Source organism: Streptomyces sp. SID5469, assembly GCF_009862865.1.
GTDB lineage: Bacteria > Actinomycetota > Actinomycetes > Streptomycetales > Streptomycetaceae > Streptomyces > Streptomyces avermitilis.
In genome coordinates, this window is record NZ_WWIN01000001.1 from 5,522,932 (window position 1) to 5,536,865 (window position 13,934).

Annotated in this window: 13 protein-coding genes; 10 read left to right on the top strand and 3 right to left on the bottom strand. The window is 73.0% G+C overall.

Annotation, left to right across the window (positions count from 1 at the left end; all coding sequences use genetic code 11):
• Positions 1–101 precede the first annotated feature (101 nt).
• From GTY58_RS23640 to kynU, 8 genes are all read left to right on the top strand, one after another.
• Entirely contained in the window at positions 102–998 is an 897-nt protein-coding gene (locus GTY58_RS23640) for an SRPBCC domain-containing protein (protein ID WP_078234378.1), read from the top strand.
• Between the two features lie 123 nt (positions 999–1,121).
• Positions 1,122–1,910, top strand: a complete 789-nt coding sequence (locus GTY58_RS23645; protein WP_010985946.1) for an aldose 1-epimerase — start codon at positions 1,122–1,124, stop codon at positions 1,908–1,910.
• A gap of 33 nt (positions 1,911–1,943) precedes the next feature.
• On the top strand, positions 1,944–2,492 hold the full coding sequence (gene pyrE / locus GTY58_RS23650) for an orotate phosphoribosyltransferase (protein WP_010985947.1): 549 nt from the start codon (positions 1,944–1,946) through the stop codon (positions 2,490–2,492).
• A gap of 166 nt (positions 2,493–2,658) precedes the next feature.
• Positions 2,659–3,681 carry a class II fructose-bisphosphate aldolase gene (fbaA, locus tag GTY58_RS23655; protein WP_010985948.1) on the top strand — a complete coding sequence of 341 codons (1,023 nt, stop codon included), beginning with the start codon at positions 2,659–2,661 and terminating at the stop codon, positions 3,679–3,681.
• Between the two features lie 89 nt (positions 3,682–3,770).
• The gene (locus GTY58_RS23660) at positions 3,771–5,360 is read left to right on the top strand and encodes an MFS transporter (protein ID WP_010985949.1); all 1,590 of its coding nucleotides are present in this window, start codon (positions 3,771–3,773) and stop codon (positions 5,358–5,360) included.
• 141 nt (positions 5,361–5,501) lie between these two features.
• The gene (locus tag GTY58_RS23665) at positions 5,502–5,915 is read left to right on the top strand and encodes a DUF3151 domain-containing protein (protein ID WP_010985950.1); all 414 of its coding nucleotides are present in this window, start codon (positions 5,502–5,504) and stop codon (positions 5,913–5,915) included.
• A gap of 205 nt (positions 5,916–6,120) precedes the next feature.
• Complete coding sequence (locus tag GTY58_RS23670; RefSeq protein WP_010985951.1) at positions 6,121–6,966, top strand: tryptophan 2,3-dioxygenase family protein; 846 nt, start codon at positions 6,121–6,123, stop codon at positions 6,964–6,966.
• Positions 6,959–8,143: a kynureninase gene (kynU, locus tag GTY58_RS23675; RefSeq protein WP_010985952.1), complete on the top strand. Its 1,185-nt coding sequence runs from the start codon at positions 6,959–6,961 to the stop codon at positions 8,141–8,143. Before GTY58_RS23670 ends, kynU begins: the two co-directional genes overlap by 8 nt.
• A 15-nt stretch (positions 8,144–8,158) precedes the next feature.
• Here the strand turns inward: kynU and GTY58_RS23680 are convergent, their stop codons facing one another.
• From GTY58_RS23680 to GTY58_RS23690, 3 genes are all read right to left on the bottom strand, one after another.
• On the bottom strand, positions 8,159–8,512 hold the full coding sequence (locus GTY58_RS23680; RefSeq protein WP_010985953.1) for a hypothetical protein: 354 nt from the start codon (positions 8,510–8,512) through the stop codon (positions 8,159–8,161).
• Between the two features lie 129 nt (positions 8,513–8,641).
• Positions 8,642–10,603, bottom strand: coding sequence for an FHA domain-containing protein (locus tag GTY58_RS23685; protein ID WP_010985954.1), 1,962 nt, complete (start codon positions 10,601–10,603; stop codon positions 8,642–8,644).
• Between the two features lie 147 nt (positions 10,604–10,750).
• Positions 10,751–11,356 (bottom strand): TetR/AcrR family transcriptional regulator, encoded by a 606-nt coding sequence (locus GTY58_RS23690; protein ID WP_010985955.1) that lies wholly within the window; start codon positions 11,354–11,356, stop codon positions 10,751–10,753.
• Positions 11,357–11,542: 186 nt separating this feature from the next.
• Between GTY58_RS23690 and GTY58_RS23695 the strand changes: the two genes are divergently transcribed.
• On the top strand, positions 11,543–12,562 hold the full coding sequence (locus tag GTY58_RS23695; RefSeq protein ID WP_010985956.1) for an alpha/beta hydrolase-fold protein: 1,020 nt from the start codon (positions 11,543–11,545) through the stop codon (positions 12,560–12,562).
• Between the two features lie 352 nt (positions 12,563–12,914).
• The gene (locus GTY58_RS23700; RefSeq protein ID WP_042493462.1) at positions 12,915–13,928 is read left to right on the top strand and encodes an alpha/beta hydrolase; all 1,014 of its coding nucleotides are present in this window, start codon (positions 12,915–12,917) and stop codon (positions 13,926–13,928) included.
• The last annotated feature ends 6 nt before the right edge of the window (positions 13,929–13,934 follow it).

Here is a 13,934-nt window from a genome sequence, read left to right on the forward strand (position 1 = left end):
AGCGGTCGTACGCCTGCTCGCTAGGCCGACCGGGAAGCGGGCCGGGGCAATACCGCGATACGTGGGTGCGGTCCGGGCCGTGCTGGGTAGGCTCGGCTGACATGGAGCATGAGGTGTTCGTTCCGGTTCCTGCCGAGCGGCTGCGGGAGACGTTGGCCGACCCCGCCCGGGTCGCCCGGGCGGTACCCGGGCTTCAACAGGACGCGGGGACGCCGCCCGTCGCGGGGCGCCTGAAGGTGCGCGTCGGCGGCCACACGATCACCTACCGGGGTGCGCTGCGGATCGCGAGCCAGGAGGACGGTTCCTTCGCGGTCGAGGGTGACGCGACGGAGGCGCGGGGCGGCGGTTCCGTGAAGCTCGCCCTGACGCTGCGGCTGCGGCCGGCGCAGGACGGCACGACTCTCGCCTTCGACGGCACGGCGACGGCGGACGGCCGGGTGGCGGAACTCCCACCGGAGACGGTGACCTCGGCGACGACCCGCCTGCTGACCCGCTTCGCGGAGAACGTGGCGACGGCGACGGCGACGGCATCGCCGGAGGCGGAGGCGGAGGCGGAGGCGGAGGCGCCGGAACCCGCCGGTTCCGAGGTGACGTCCGATCCGGAGCCGGTGCCCGAAGCCGAGCCTGCGCCGCAAGCCGAAGCGGAGCCTGCGCCGCAAGCCGAAGCCGAGGCCCCCGCGTCCCCGCCGTCGTCCCCCGAGGAATTCGACGAGGAGGACGACCTCGTCGCCGAGGGCTTCGTGGGCGAGGGGGAGCCGCCCACCGATGGCTTCGTGGGGGAGAGCGGGCCCCCCGCCGAGGCGGCGCACGCGCGGCGCACGATGATCGGCCGCAGCGCGGAGGAGGTGGACCACGCGCCGCCCCGCGGCCGTTACGCCCCGGTCCCCGCGCCGGAGACGACCACCGCCGGAGCGACCCTCCGCTGGGCGGCCCCCGCGGCGGCGCTCGTGGTGGCGTCGGCGATCGTCGTGGGACGCGTCCTGCGCCGCCGCCGCTGACACCGGCCCCGCGAGGCCCCGCGCACCCGCAGGATGCCCCCGGCGCCCCGCAGGACGCCCCCGGCGCCCCGCAGACGCCCCGCCGACGACAGGCCCCCTCGAGCCCCCAGTAGGGTCGCCTTCGTGAGTAACGACGAGATCACGCTGACCGCGGGCGACGCGGAAGTGGCCCTGGTACCGGGAAGCGGCGGACGCGTGCGCAGCCTGCGCGTCGGCGGGGTGGAACTGCTGCGGCAGGGCGAGCGCTACGGCTGCTTCCCGATGGTTCCGTGGTGCGGCCGGATCAGGGACGGCAAGTTCCGCAACGGCGCCACCCTCCACCAGATGCCCCTCAACTCCCCGCCGCACGCCATCCACGGCACCGCCAGGGACGGCGCCTGGCGCGTCGCGCGCACCGGCAAGAACGAGGCCGTCCTCACGTACGACCTCGTCGAGCCGTGGCCCTACCCCGGCCGCGTCACCCAGATCGCCGCCCTGACCGAGGACTCCCTCACGCTCACCATGAGCGTGGAGGCGTACGACTCCTCGTTCCCGGCCCAGATCGGCTGGCACCCCTGGTTCAACCGGAACCTGGGGCAGGACGACGCACGCGTCGACTTCACCCCCGCCTGGCAGGAGGAGCGCGGCGCCGACCACCTCCCCACCGGCAACCGCGTCGCCCCCCTCCCCGGCCCTTGGGACGACTGCTTCGGCATGCCCGACGGCGTCCACGTCACCCTCAGTTGGCCCGGGCAGCTGGAGCTCACCGTCGCCTCCCGCGAGGAGTGGGTCGTCGTGTACGACGAACAGCCCGAGGCCGTCTGTGTGGAGCCGCAGACCGGCCCGCCCGACGGACTCAACACCCGTCCGCGCCTGGTCACACCCATCGAGCCGCTGGAAGCCACGACCACCTGGACGTGGCGGACGCTGTAGAGCCCGCCGCGCGGCGCCGTCTACCCTGGCCGCATGGATGACGTACGTGGCGCGCTGTTGCAGCAGATCAAGGACAAGGCCGTGGTGCACGGCAAGGTGACCCTCTCCTCGGGTCTCGAGGCCGACTACTACGTCGACCTGCGCCGCATCACCCTGGACGGGGAAGCCGCGCCGCTCGTCGGACAGGTGCTGCTCGACCTCACCGCCGACCTCGACTTCGACGCGGTCGGCGGCCTGACCATGGGCGCCGACCCGGTCGCCGCGGCCATGCTGCACGCGGCCGCCGCGCGCGGCCGGCGCCTCGACGCGTTCGTGGTCCGCAAGGCCGCCAAGGCCCACGGCTTGCAGCGCCGCGTCGAGGGCCCCGAGATCAAGGGCCGCCGCGTGCTCGTCGTCGAGGACACGTCCACCACCGGCGGCTCCCCGCTCACCGCCGTGGAGGCGGTCCGGGAGGCCGGCGCGGAGGTCGTGGGCGTCGCGACGATCGTCGACCGCGCGACCGGCGCCGCCGAGAAGATCGAAGCGGGTGCCGGAGTCCCCTACCGCTTCGCGTACGACAAGGACGAGCTGGGCCTCGACTGAGCCCGCACCCGCGGTTGTCCACAGGGGGCGCGGGGAGTTTTCCACAGGCGGGACCGTCGTGCCCGAGCATCCGGTCACGTCTGGAAGGATGGGGACGACGATGACGTCGCCCCCCTAGGTCAGGGCCGTAAGCAACACGCCACCCGCACATACAAGGAGCGGTCAGATGCCCATCGCAACCCCCGAGGTCTACAACGAGATGCTCGACCGGGCGAAGGCAGGCAAGTTCGCCTACCCGGCCATCAACGTGACCTCGACCCAGACCCTGCACGCTGCGCTGCGCGGCTTCGCGGAGGCCGAGAGCGACGGCATCGTCCAGATCTCCACCGGTGGTGCGGAGTTCCTGGGTGGTCAGTACAAGAAGGACATGGTCACCGGCGCCGTGGCGCTGGCCGAGTTCGCGCACATCGTCGCCGAGAAGTACCCGGTCACGGTCGCCCTGCACACGGACCACTGCCCGAAGGACAAGCTCGACGGGTACGTCCGTCCGCTGCTCGCGATCTCCGAGGAGCGCGTCAAGGCCGGCCGGAACCCGCTGTTCCAGTCGCACATGTGGGACGGCTCGGCGGAGACCCTCGCCGACAACCTGGCCATCGCGCAGGAGCTGCTCGAGAAGGCCCGCGCCGCGAAGATCATCCTCGAGGTGGAGATCACCCCGACCGGCGGCGAGGAAGACGGCGTCACCCACGAGATCAACGACTCGCTGTACACGACGGTCGAGGACGCGATCCGCACGGCGGAGGCGCTGGGCCTGGGCGAGAAGGGCCGCTACCTGCTGGCCGCGTCCTTCGGCAACGTGCACGGTGTGTACAAGCCGGGCAACGTCGTGCTCCGCCCGGAGCTCCTGAAGGAGCTCAACGAGGGCGTGGCCGCGAAGTTCGGCAAGGCCGACCCGTTCGACTTCGTCTTCCACGGCGGCTCCGGCTCCACGGAGGCCGAGATCCGCACGGCCCTGGAGAACGGCGTCGTCAAGATGAACATCGACACCGACACCCAGTACGCGTTCACGCGTCCGGTCGCCGACCACATGTTCCGCAACTACGACGGCGTCCTGAAGGTCGACGGCGAGGTCGGCGACAAGAAGACCTACGACCCGCGTACGTGGGGCAAGCTGGCCGAGGCGTCGATGGCCAAGCGCGTCACGGAGGCCTGCGCGAACCTGCGCTCGACGGGCACGAAGATCAAGTAACCCCGTTCTCACGCGCTGAGCCCGGCACCCGCTGAGGTGCCGGGCTCTTCCGTGTCCGCCGGGCCCCGCTCTTCCGTATCCTCCGAAGCATGGCCGCCTCCGCGCAGGACCTCCCCGCCGTCAGGATCGCCACCCCCAGCGGCAAGTGGATCCTGCTCACCACGGTCCTGGGCTCCAGCATGGCCATGCTGGACTCGACGGTCGTCAACGTCGCGCTGCCCCGCATCGGCCGCGATCTGAACGCGGACCTCGCGGCCCTCCAGTGGACCGTCAACGCGTACATGCTCACCCTCGCGGGCCTGATCCTCCTGGGCGGAGCCCTCGGTGACCGCTTCGGACGCCGGAAGATCTTCGTCCTCGGCGTGATCTGGTTCGCCACCGCCTCACTGCTCTGCGGCCTCGCCCCGAACGCCGGCGTGCTCGTCGCCGCCCGCGCTCTGCAGGGCATCGGTGGCGCCCTGCTCACCCCCGGCTCACTCGCGCTCATCCAGGCGTCGTTCCACCCCGACGACCGTGCGAGAGCCGTCGGCCTGTGGTCCGGCTTCGGCGGCATCGGGGCCGCGGTCGGCCCGTTCCTGGGCGGCTGGCTGGTGGACGGCCCGGGCTGGCGCTGGGTCTTCCTGCTGAACGTCCCGGTGGCCCTGCTGTGCGCCCCCGTCGCCCTCAGACACGTACCGGAGTCGAAGGACGACCGTATCCACGGCCGCGGCTTCGACGTCCTCGGCGCGGCCCTCGGCGCCCTCTCCCTCGCCCTGGTCACCTACGCCCTGATCGAGGCGCCCACCGGCTCCCCGGCCGTCGCCGTGACGGCGGTCGCGGGGGTGGCCGCCGGTGTCGCCTTCGTGTACGTCGAGAAGCGGCGCCCCGACCCGATGATGCCGCTGGACATCTTCGCGTCCCGCCAGTTCACCGCGGTCAACCTGGTCACCCTGTGCGTGTACGCGGCGTTCGGCGGCTTCTTCTTCCTGACCGCGCTCCAGCTCCAGGTCGTGGCCGGCTACTCGGCCCTCGGCGCCGGCACGGCCCTGCTCCCCACGACCGTCATGATGCTGTTCCTGTCCGCCCGCTCGGGCGAGCTGGGCCAGCGCATCGGCCCGCGCATCCCGCTCACCGTGGGCCCGCTGCTGTGCGCGACCGCCATGCTGCTGATGCTGCGGGTGGGACCGCACGCCTCGTACCTCACCGACGTCCTGCCCGCGCTCCTGGTGATGGGGCTGGGCATGGTCACCCTGGTCGCGCCGCTCACCGCCACCGTCCTCGCCTCCGTGGACAGCGGCCGGGCCGGTCTGGCCAGCGGCATCAACAACGCGGCGGCCCGCGCGGCCGGCCTCATCGCCGTGGCCGCGCTGCCGCTGCTCGCCGGGATGGGCCCGGAGGCGTACCGCTCGGCGGAGCAGTTCAACGACGCGTTCCGGCGGGCGATGCCGCTGTGCGCGGGTGTGCTGGTGCTGGGGGCGGTGCTGGCCTTCACGTCCGTACGCCGACCGGCACCGGACTGCCGACGCCCCGAGTGCCACACACACGGCGCGCTGACCGCCCCACCCCTGGAGCCGGGCCGCCCCCTGCCGACGGCGGCTTCCGGTGCCGGTTCGAGCGCGGGTTCCGGCGCCGGTTCGAGCCCGGGTTCCAGTGCCCCTTCCAGCCCCGGTCCAGACACCCCCAGCCCGTCCGGCGATTGAGGACGAGGCCGTTCAGGCCGAAAAAAGCGGGGTCTGGGGGCGCAGCCCCCAGGGGGACGGCACCCTCGACACCCGCCACCCGACGCCGAACGCCCACCCCACTCCCGCACAACCCCCGGAGGGTGCCGCAGACTGGAACCCATGACGATTCACGGAAACCTTCTCGGGGGCCCGCCCCCGACGCACCTCCCCGACGACCCGGAGCCGCGCGAGCTGCTCGCGAGCGGCACGGCGCCCGCCGACGTCGCGGCCAAGTACCCGACCTCCTCGCTCGCCTGGGCGCAGCTCGCCGACGAGGCGTTCGAGCGCGGCAGCGTCGTCGAGTCGTACGCGTACGCCCGTACCGGCTACCACCGCGGCCTGGACGCCCTGCGCCGCAGCGGCTGGAAGGGCCACGGCCCGGTGCCGTGGGAGCACGAGCCGAACCGCGGCTTCCTGCGCGCCCTGCACGGCCTCGCCCGCGCCGCGCAGGCGATCGGCGAGCAGGCGGAGTACGAGCGCTGCACGCAGTTCCTCCAGGACTCCTCCCCGGCGGCGGCCCAGACGCTGGGCTAGGCCCGGTCCCTGGGCCAGGACTGGCCGCTCAGCCGGGCCAGGACTGGTCGCTGGGCTGGTCAGAGGATGTGTGAGGCCCGTCTGTGATCAGGCGGGCCTTGCCTTTTCGGGGGACGATTGCGGAGGATGCCGGTGGGGACCGGGGCCCCCGTGTCGGTAACGGCAGGGGCGGACCGCTACCCGGAGTACGCATCAGGAGACAGCGATGTCCCATCAGGCTCAGCCCGCAGAGGCTTCGGAGCCCGAGACCCCGCATCTCGACTTCGCAGGGACCACCCCGTACGAGGACTATGTCCAGGCGGACGTCCTCACCCATCTCCAGCACACCCTCTCCGACGACCCCGGAGAGATGGTCTTCCTGGTGACGACCCAGGTCATGGAGCTGTGGTTCACGGTCATCGTGCACGAGTGGGAGACCGCGGCGAACGCGCTGCGCGGCGACGACATCCCGGTCGCGGTGGCCGCGCTGAAGCGGTCGGTCCGGGAGCTGGAGGCGCTGAACGCGTCCTGGCGGCCCCTCTCGCAGCTCACGCCCGCCCAGTTCAACTCGTACCGCTCGGCCCTCGGCGAGGGCTCGGGCTTCCAGTCCGCGATGTACCGGCGGATGGAGTTCCTGCTCGGCGAGAAGGCCGCGTCCATGCTGGTCCCGCACCGGGGCGCGCCGCGCGTGCACGCGGAGCTGGAGAAGGCGCTGCACGAGCCGAGCCTGTACGACGAGGTGCTGCGGCTGCTGTCGCGGCGCGGGTACGGGGTACCGCGCGCCGTGCTGGAGCGTGACGTCTCGCTGCGGTACGAGCCCTCGCCCGAGGTCGAGGCCGTGTGGACCTCGCTGTACTCGGGGAAGCCGGACGACGAACTCGCCCGGCTCGGCGAGGCGCTCACGGACGTCGCCGAGCTGGTGTGGCGATGGCGCAACGACCATCTGGTGGCCACGCGCCGGGCCATGGGCGCGAAGACCGGCACGGGTGGCTCGGCCGGGGTGGCCTGGCTGGAGAAGCGGGCGCAGAAGAACGTGTTCCCGGAGCTGTGGACGGCGAGGTCCCATGTCTGAGCTGGCCGTCAGGGCGGAGAAGTCGGACGCCGCCGACGAACTGGCCGGGCTGCGTGAGCGGTTCGTCCTCGACGAGGCCGTCTACCTGGACGGGAACTCGCTCGGCGCGCTGCCGGCGGCCGTCCCCGGGCGGCTGGACGACGTCGTACGCCGTCAGTGGGGCTCGCTGCGCATCCGTTCCTGGGACGAGAGCGGCTGGTGGACGGCGCCGGAGCGGATCGGCGACCGGATCGCGCCCCTGGTGGGCGCGGCAGCCGGGCAGATCGTGGTCGGTGACTCCACAAGTGTCAACGTGTTCAAGGCACTTGTCGGTGCGGTGCGTCTCGCGGGCGAGGGGCGGGACGAGATCCTCGTCGATGCCACGACGTTCCCGACGGACGGCTACATCGCGCAGTCGGCGGCGCGCATGACGGGGTGCGAACTGCGCCCGGTCGCGCCGGACGAGGTGGCCGACGCCCTCGGCCCGCGTACCGCCGCGGTGCTGCTGAACCACGTCGACTACCGCACGGGCCGGCTGCACGACCTGCCGTCCCTGACGGCGGCGATCCACGCCGCGGGCGCCCTGGCGGTCTGGGACCTGTGCCACAGCGCGGGCGCGCTGCCGGTCGGGCTCGACGCGCACGGGGTCGACCTGGCGGTCGGCTGCACGTACAAGTATCTGAACGGGGGCCCGGGTGCACCGGCGTACCTGTATGTACGCCGTGACCTTCAGGACCGCTTCGACTCCCCGCTGCCCGGCTGGAACTCGCACGCCGAGCCCTTCGGGATGCGTACGGCGTACGAACCGGCGGCCGGTGCCGTGCGCGGGCGCGTCGGCACGCCCGACATCCTCTCCATGCTGGCCCTGGAGGCGGCGCTGGAGGTGTGGGACGGCGTGTCGGTCGAGGCCGTGCGCGCCAAGTCCCTCGCCCTGACGGACTTCTTCCTGGAGTGCGTCGGGGCGTACGTGCCCGAGGGCGTGGTCGAGTCCCTGACTCCGGCCGCGCACGCGGAGCGGGGCAGTCAGGTGGCGCTGCGCTGCCGGGACGCCGGTGCGGTGATGAAGCGGCTGGTCGAGCGGGGCGTGGTCGGGGACTTCCGTTCCCCGGACATCCTGCGGTTCGGCTTCACTCCGCTGTACGTGGGGTTCGCGGATGTGGAGCGGGCGGCGCGGGTGCTCGCCGAGACCGTGGGCTGACGCGCGCCGCCCGGCTCACAGGAACCGGGAGACGAACTGGGAGAGCCCGTTGACGGCGGTGAGTACGGCGGTGACGCCACCGGCTCCCGCCGTCAGCGAGTCGAGCAGACTGCGTACGACGGTCCTGCTCGGCTGCGGGTCCTGAAGCTGGTTGCCCAGCTCCCGCGCCACGTCGCGCAGCCGCCGCGCGTCGGGCAGGGCGGCGGCGTGCTGGGCGAGCAGACCCTGCAACTCCTCCAGGCGGCGCAGGAGTTCGCGGGCGTCGTCGGCGGCCCGGGGGTCGGCGTTGTGGGTGACGCTTCCGTTGTGGGCGTACAGGGTGCCCCGGTTGTCGTTGGCGTAGACCCGGTTGTCGTCGCCGTGTGCCATGTCCTGTCTCCTTCGGTGTCTCGCCGTGTCTCGCCGTGTTTCGCCGTGTGAGCTGTGTCGGTCGTGCCGGTCGTCCGGGTCGTGCCGGTCGTGTCGGTCGTGTGAGCCGTGTGAGCCGTGTGAGCCGTGTCAGCCGCGCTGGGCGGACGGCCCGGGCGCCTGGCCTTTGCCGCCCTGCGGATGCCGGACCCTCTTGTTGTGGGCGTACATGGTGCCGCGGTTGTTGTTGGCGTAGACCCGGTTGTCGTCGCCGAAGTTCTGCACCACGTTCTGCTGGAACCGCTGGAAGTCGTCCGAGTCGATGCCCTTGGCCTCCAGGAAGTCGCCGATCGTGTTCAGCAGGTGCTGCTGGGTCGTGTTGAGGACCCGGCTCAGGTCGCGGCCGAGGAAGTAGTGGCCCTCGTCCAGACCGCGCGCGAACTCGCGGATGCTGAGCTGGGCGCCGTAGTCGAACCGGTAGCCGCCGCCGATCGTGCGCCGCTGCCGGCGCCGCCCCGCCGCCGCGGCCCGGGAGGCGGCCGCACGCCGGGCGAGCGCTCCCGGCGATCCCAGCAGCGCGCGTGGCGTCCACGGAAGCGCCGCGGCCAGCGCACGGACGGCCGCTCCCGCCGCCGTCCGGTGGGGCAGATTGTCGACGGCGTAGTACTCGGGACGCATCGGCAACAGGGCGTACGCCGAGAACTCCAGGTAGAGCGTCCCCTGGACCTGGACCGCGCGCAGGAACATCGTCAGCACCAACTGACCGCTCCAGGCCGGGACTTCGATGCTCACATACGAGCGCCGGGCCGCGCCGAGCCCGTCCGGCATGCCGCGGATGAGGTGCGGCGGGATGCGGGTCAGGGGCGGCTGGAACCGGTCGGGCAGCAGCCGGGGGTCGCGGGCGACGTCGTTGCCGCCCACGAAGAGACGTTCCTCCACACGCAGGTTGGCCAGGCCGAGCCGACAGGCCGCGGCGATGAGCACCTCGTACAGCTCGTCCTTGGTGAAGGGCTGTGGCCTGCGCCGGCCGCCGTCCTCGCGGGGTGAGCCCTTGCGGATGTCGACGGGCCGGTCCCACTCCTCGATCTGGTCGCCGCTGCCCGCGAAGGGCCAGTAGTCGGAGCAGACGACCAGGTTCCCCGCGGGCCGCTCGGCCACGGTGGCGAGCCGGTCGCGGACCCGCCCGCTCAAGGCGTCCGGCGCCTGCGCGGGATCGTAGTGCTGAGGGGCGAGCCGCCGGCGCAGGACGAGGTACTCGGTGACCCAGACGTCCACGCCCAGGACCAGCCAGGCGAGGGCGAGCAGCAGCAGCGCGCCGGCGGCGTACGGGCGCCACCAGCCGCCGAGGTCGGCCGCCTTGATCGCGTCGACGTTGCCGCGCGCCCCGAGCCCGAGCAGCGCGACGAGGCAGCACAGCAGCGCGCACAGCGCGGCGTCGCGGGTCAGCCGGCGCCGGCGCGCGGACAGGGCCCAGCGGGTGACGGTGCCGAGGTCGGCTCCGAAGACCGGGGCGAGGGCGCGGTAGGGCTCGTCGACGACCTGGTGGACCACCAGGTCCGCGAACCACGGGTCGAACTGGGTCGCGGCCGCCAGATGCCGGGTGGTCATGCTCCGGGCGTCGTCCTCGACGGGCGGGGGCGGGGCGTGGCGCGGGGGAGGGGGCGGCAGGTCGGGGTCGGGTCCGTGCCGGCCCGCGAAGCGGCGCCGACGGGCGTCGCCCAGGTCGGTGACGGTTGAGGTGTCGTGCTCGCGGTCGTGGCCGTGTGGCGTCCGGCCGGCGGCGCCGGGAGCCTGCGGGGCGTTGCTGCGGAACACCAACTGCACCGAACCGAAGTGGAGGTGGTCGCCCTCGCTCAGTCTGACCGGTCGGCCGGGGTCGAGTCGCCGCCCGTTGTGCAGGACGCCGTTGCGGGAGCCCAGGTCGCTGAGCCAGACTCCGTCGCTGCCCAGACGCAGCTCGGCGTGGCGCTTGCTCACGTCCGAAGGCGCCAGCCGGATGTCACCGAGCCGCCCGACGATATGCGAGGCGCGCGTCAACTCCCATGTGGTACCCGCGAGTTGCGGCGGAACAGCCGCTACCAGATAGGGCGGACCGCCCCCGTTCCCCACCACAATGCATCACTCCCCCGTTCTGCACCGCCATGCACGGCCATGGTCCGTGTGCGCCGGTGTGCCCCGCAATACGCAAAATTGGGGGTGGGCGAAGGGGAGGAAACGGAGTACTCCGGAGTACTACCCGTGGGGTTGTACTCCGGAGTACTACCCCACGACGTACGCCTCTGCCCTCGCCGCGGCGAGGGCGGCGTCGGCGGCCCGGTCGGCGTCGGCGGGCTCCGGGGCGGTTCCGGTGGTGAGCAGCGCGTAGTAGAGCGGCGCCGACACGGCCCGTACGACCGTCGCCGCATCGGTACCCACCGGCAGCTCCCCGCGTTCCACCCCCCGTTCCACGCAGGGCGCCCACTCCGCGACGCGCACCTCGTAGAACCGCCGCAGTGACTCGGCCGTACGGGCGTCGCACGTCGCGGCGGCGATGACCGCCCGGAACAGCGCGCCCTGGCGGGCGTCCGCCAGCGTCCGCTGCACCAGGTGCGCGTTGGCCCGCAGATCCTCCCGTACGGACCCGGTCTCCGCGCGGGGCAGCGACTGTTCGGCCATGTCGTCCAGCAGGTCGGCGACCAGGCCCGTCACCGACCCCCACCGCCGGTACACCGTGGTCTTGCCGACCTCCGCCCGCCGGGCCACGTCCGCCAGATCGAGATGCGCGAACCCCTGCTCGGCCAGCACGTCTCCGGCCGCCCGCAGCACGGCGGCCCGCACGCGCGCGGTCCGGCCTCCGGGGCGTACGGTGCCGGGTTCGGCGGACATGAGGCCTCCTGCGGTGAGTCGGACGGGGTGGGGACAGCGTAACGAAACGGCAGAACCATTTAACCCTCACCGAGCGTGACATCCCCGTGTTGGCGCACGTCACCGGCCTGATACCGTCCCCGCCAACGGTCGATTAGCCCCGGCCGAGCTGTTCCCAATTCCGTTTTGCCGCTGAGAGGTTGGAGCATGCCGGACGACGCCGCACCCCGCGATGCCGCAGAACCGCGCGATGGGGCGGAACGTGAGGTGGCGAAACGTGCCGCCGCGGAAGAGGCGTCCGTCTTTTCGCACCCGCCCGTCGAGCCCGACTCCACGGCCTCGTACGGCGCTCACCCCGATCAGGTGATCGACTTCTACGCTCCGCGCGGGGTCGAGCCGGAGGCGCCGGAGGTACCGGGAGCGGCGGCGGGTTCCGGGGTGCCGGGGGCTCTCGCTCCCCTCGTGGTCGTTCTGCACGGGGGCGCCTGGCGGGCTCCGTACGACCGGCGCCACGTCACTCCCTTCGCCGGCTTCCTGGCCCGCCGTGGCTTCGCCGTGGCCAACGTCGAGTACCGCAGGGGCGCCGACCCCGTCCCGGCGCGGGGCGGTGCGGATGTCCCGACGGAGGGCGGTGCGGCGGCCGCTCAGGGCGGTGCGGGCCCGGTCGCGGGTCGCTGGCCCGACACCTTCGACGACGTGGCGGCCGCGCTGGACGCGCTCCCCGCCCTCGTACGCGAGGCGCTTCCCCAGGCCGACCTGCGCCGTACGGTGATCACCGGCCACTCGGCGGGCGGCCACCTGGCCCTGTGGGCGGCGGCCCGCCATGTCCTGCCGGCCGGCTCCCCGTGGCGCACCGAGAGCCCGGCCCCGCTGCGCGGCGTCGTGGCGCTCGCCCCGATCGCGGACTTCGGTGTCGCGCGGAAGCTGGACGTGTGCGGCGGCGCGGCCACCCAACTCCTCGGTGGCGAGGCCGCGTTCACCGACCGTCGGCCGCACGCGGACCCGGCGCTCCTGCTGCCCACCGGTATCGCCACGACCCTGGTCCAGGGACGCACCGACATCGTGGTTCCGCACGCGGTCGCCGAGGCGTACGCGGACGCGGCGGCGAAGGCGGGGGAAGTCGTCGGCCTCACGCTCCTCGAGGGGGTCGGGCACTTTCCGCTGATCGATCCGGCGGCGGACGCGTGCGCGGTCGTGGCCGAGGAGATCGCGCAACTGGGCTGGTGACAGCCGGTTGGCAGCCGGTTGGCAACCGGGTTGACAGCAGGCTTGGCAGCCGGTTCGCGTCCTCCCTGTCATACCCGTAATACCTGAGAGCTACGTCCCAGGTGAGCTCCCCAGCATGACGCGGGCGACGTGTCACGCTCCGTAATTTCCCTTCCATGGACGCCCGTTGAGTCAGCGGGCCTGCTGGGAGGGGAAGCGCATCATGGGGTTCCGGGCCAGGAGGTCGGCGGCAGAGGAGACGGCTCCGCCCGCGGACGGCACCGAGCGCGCAGGCGTGCGCGACGGAGGTCGTGGAGGCATACGCGTACGCGACCGGGGTCGTGGCGGTGTGCGTGACCGGGGTCGTCGCGGCGTGCGTGACCGGGGTCGTGGCCGATCGAGCGGACGCGGGTTCGGCCGACTGCGCCGCACTCTGCTCGCGGTGCTGATCGCGGGCGCGGTCGTCGTCCCCGTGTCCGCCGCGGCAGCGCACCCCGAGATCCCCGCTCCGGCACCGGCGACGCTCGCCCCCGTGACAGCGGCGACGCTGGAGGCGACGTACGCGGCCAACCGCGCCAACGCCGCGGAGGCGTCCCGCATGGCCGGGGCCCACGGCGACCACGCCCGCGCCGCGGCCGACCGCTCCATGGCCGCCCCGTCCCGGGACTTCCTCACCTTCGACGGACGGGGCAGGGGCCGGGCGGTCGAGGTCTTCGGCGACCTGGCGACGGCCGACCGCGTCGCCGTCCTGGTCCCGGGCTCCGACACGACGCTGGACACGTACGGCCGTTTCCGCGCGGGCGCCCTCGCCCTGCACCAGAGGACGGGCCCGCGCACGGCGGTCATCGCCTGGCTCGGCTACGAGACACCCCGCACCATCAGCACCATCGCCCTCACCGCCACCCGGGCCAAGGAAGCGGCCCCCCAACTGCGGGGCCTTATCAGCGAACTTCGCGACCTCCACGAGCTCTCCGAGAATCGTGGACTCAACCCCTCCTCGCACCCCGCCCCGCACATCTCCCTGCTCTGCCACTCGTACGGCACGGTGGTCTGCGCCCGCGCCGCCGGTGACCTGGACGTCGACGACATAGCCCTGCTCGGCAGCCCCGGCACCGGCGCGGACTCCGCCGCCGCCCTGCACACGCCCGCCCGCGTCTGGGCGTCCCGCGGCGCCGACGACTGGGTCGAGGACGTCCCGCACACCCACGCCGACCTCTTCGGCACCACCGTCGGCTTCGGCACCGACCCGGTCTCCCCGTCCTTCGGCGCCCATGTCTTCGCCGCGGGTGACGGCGGCCACAGCGACTACTTCAGGCCGGGCTCGGTGTCCCTGGACAACCTCGCCCGCATCGTCCTCGGCGACACCTCGGAGGTGACCCGTGCATAGGCCGAC

What these genes read in the sequence shown, in the direction of transcription:
- GTY58_RS23690 (WP_010985955.1), bottom strand. Translation starts at nt 11,356, where the DNA reads ATGTCCGCCGAACCCGGCACCGTACGCCCCGGAGGCCGGACCGCGCGC.
- GTY58_RS23665 (WP_010985950.1), top strand. Translation starts at nt 5,502, where the DNA reads ATGACGATTCACGGAAACCTTCTCGGGGGCCCGCCCCCGACGCACCTC.
- GTY58_RS23680 (WP_010985953.1), bottom strand. Translation starts at nt 8,512, where the DNA reads ATGGCACACGGCGACGACAACCGGGTCTACGCCAACGACAACCGGGGC.
- fbaA (WP_010985948.1), top strand. Translation starts at nt 2,659, where the DNA reads ATGCCCATCGCAACCCCCGAGGTCTACAACGAGATGCTCGACCGGGCG.
- kynU (WP_010985952.1), top strand. Translation starts at nt 6,959, where the DNA reads ATGTCTGAGCTGGCCGTCAGGGCGGAGAAGTCGGACGCCGCCGACGAA.
- GTY58_RS23640 (WP_078234378.1), top strand. Translation starts at nt 102, where the DNA reads ATGGAGCATGAGGTGTTCGTTCCGGTTCCTGCCGAGCGGCTGCGGGAG.
- pyrE (WP_010985947.1), top strand. Translation starts at nt 1,944, where the DNA reads ATGGATGACGTACGTGGCGCGCTGTTGCAGCAGATCAAGGACAAGGCC.
- GTY58_RS23660 (WP_010985949.1), top strand. Translation starts at nt 3,771, where the DNA reads ATGGCCGCCTCCGCGCAGGACCTCCCCGCCGTCAGGATCGCCACCCCC.
- GTY58_RS23695 (WP_010985956.1), top strand. Translation starts at nt 11,543, where the DNA reads ATGCCGGACGACGCCGCACCCCGCGATGCCGCAGAACCGCGCGATGGG.
- GTY58_RS23670 (WP_010985951.1), top strand. Translation starts at nt 6,121, where the DNA reads ATGTCCCATCAGGCTCAGCCCGCAGAGGCTTCGGAGCCCGAGACCCCG.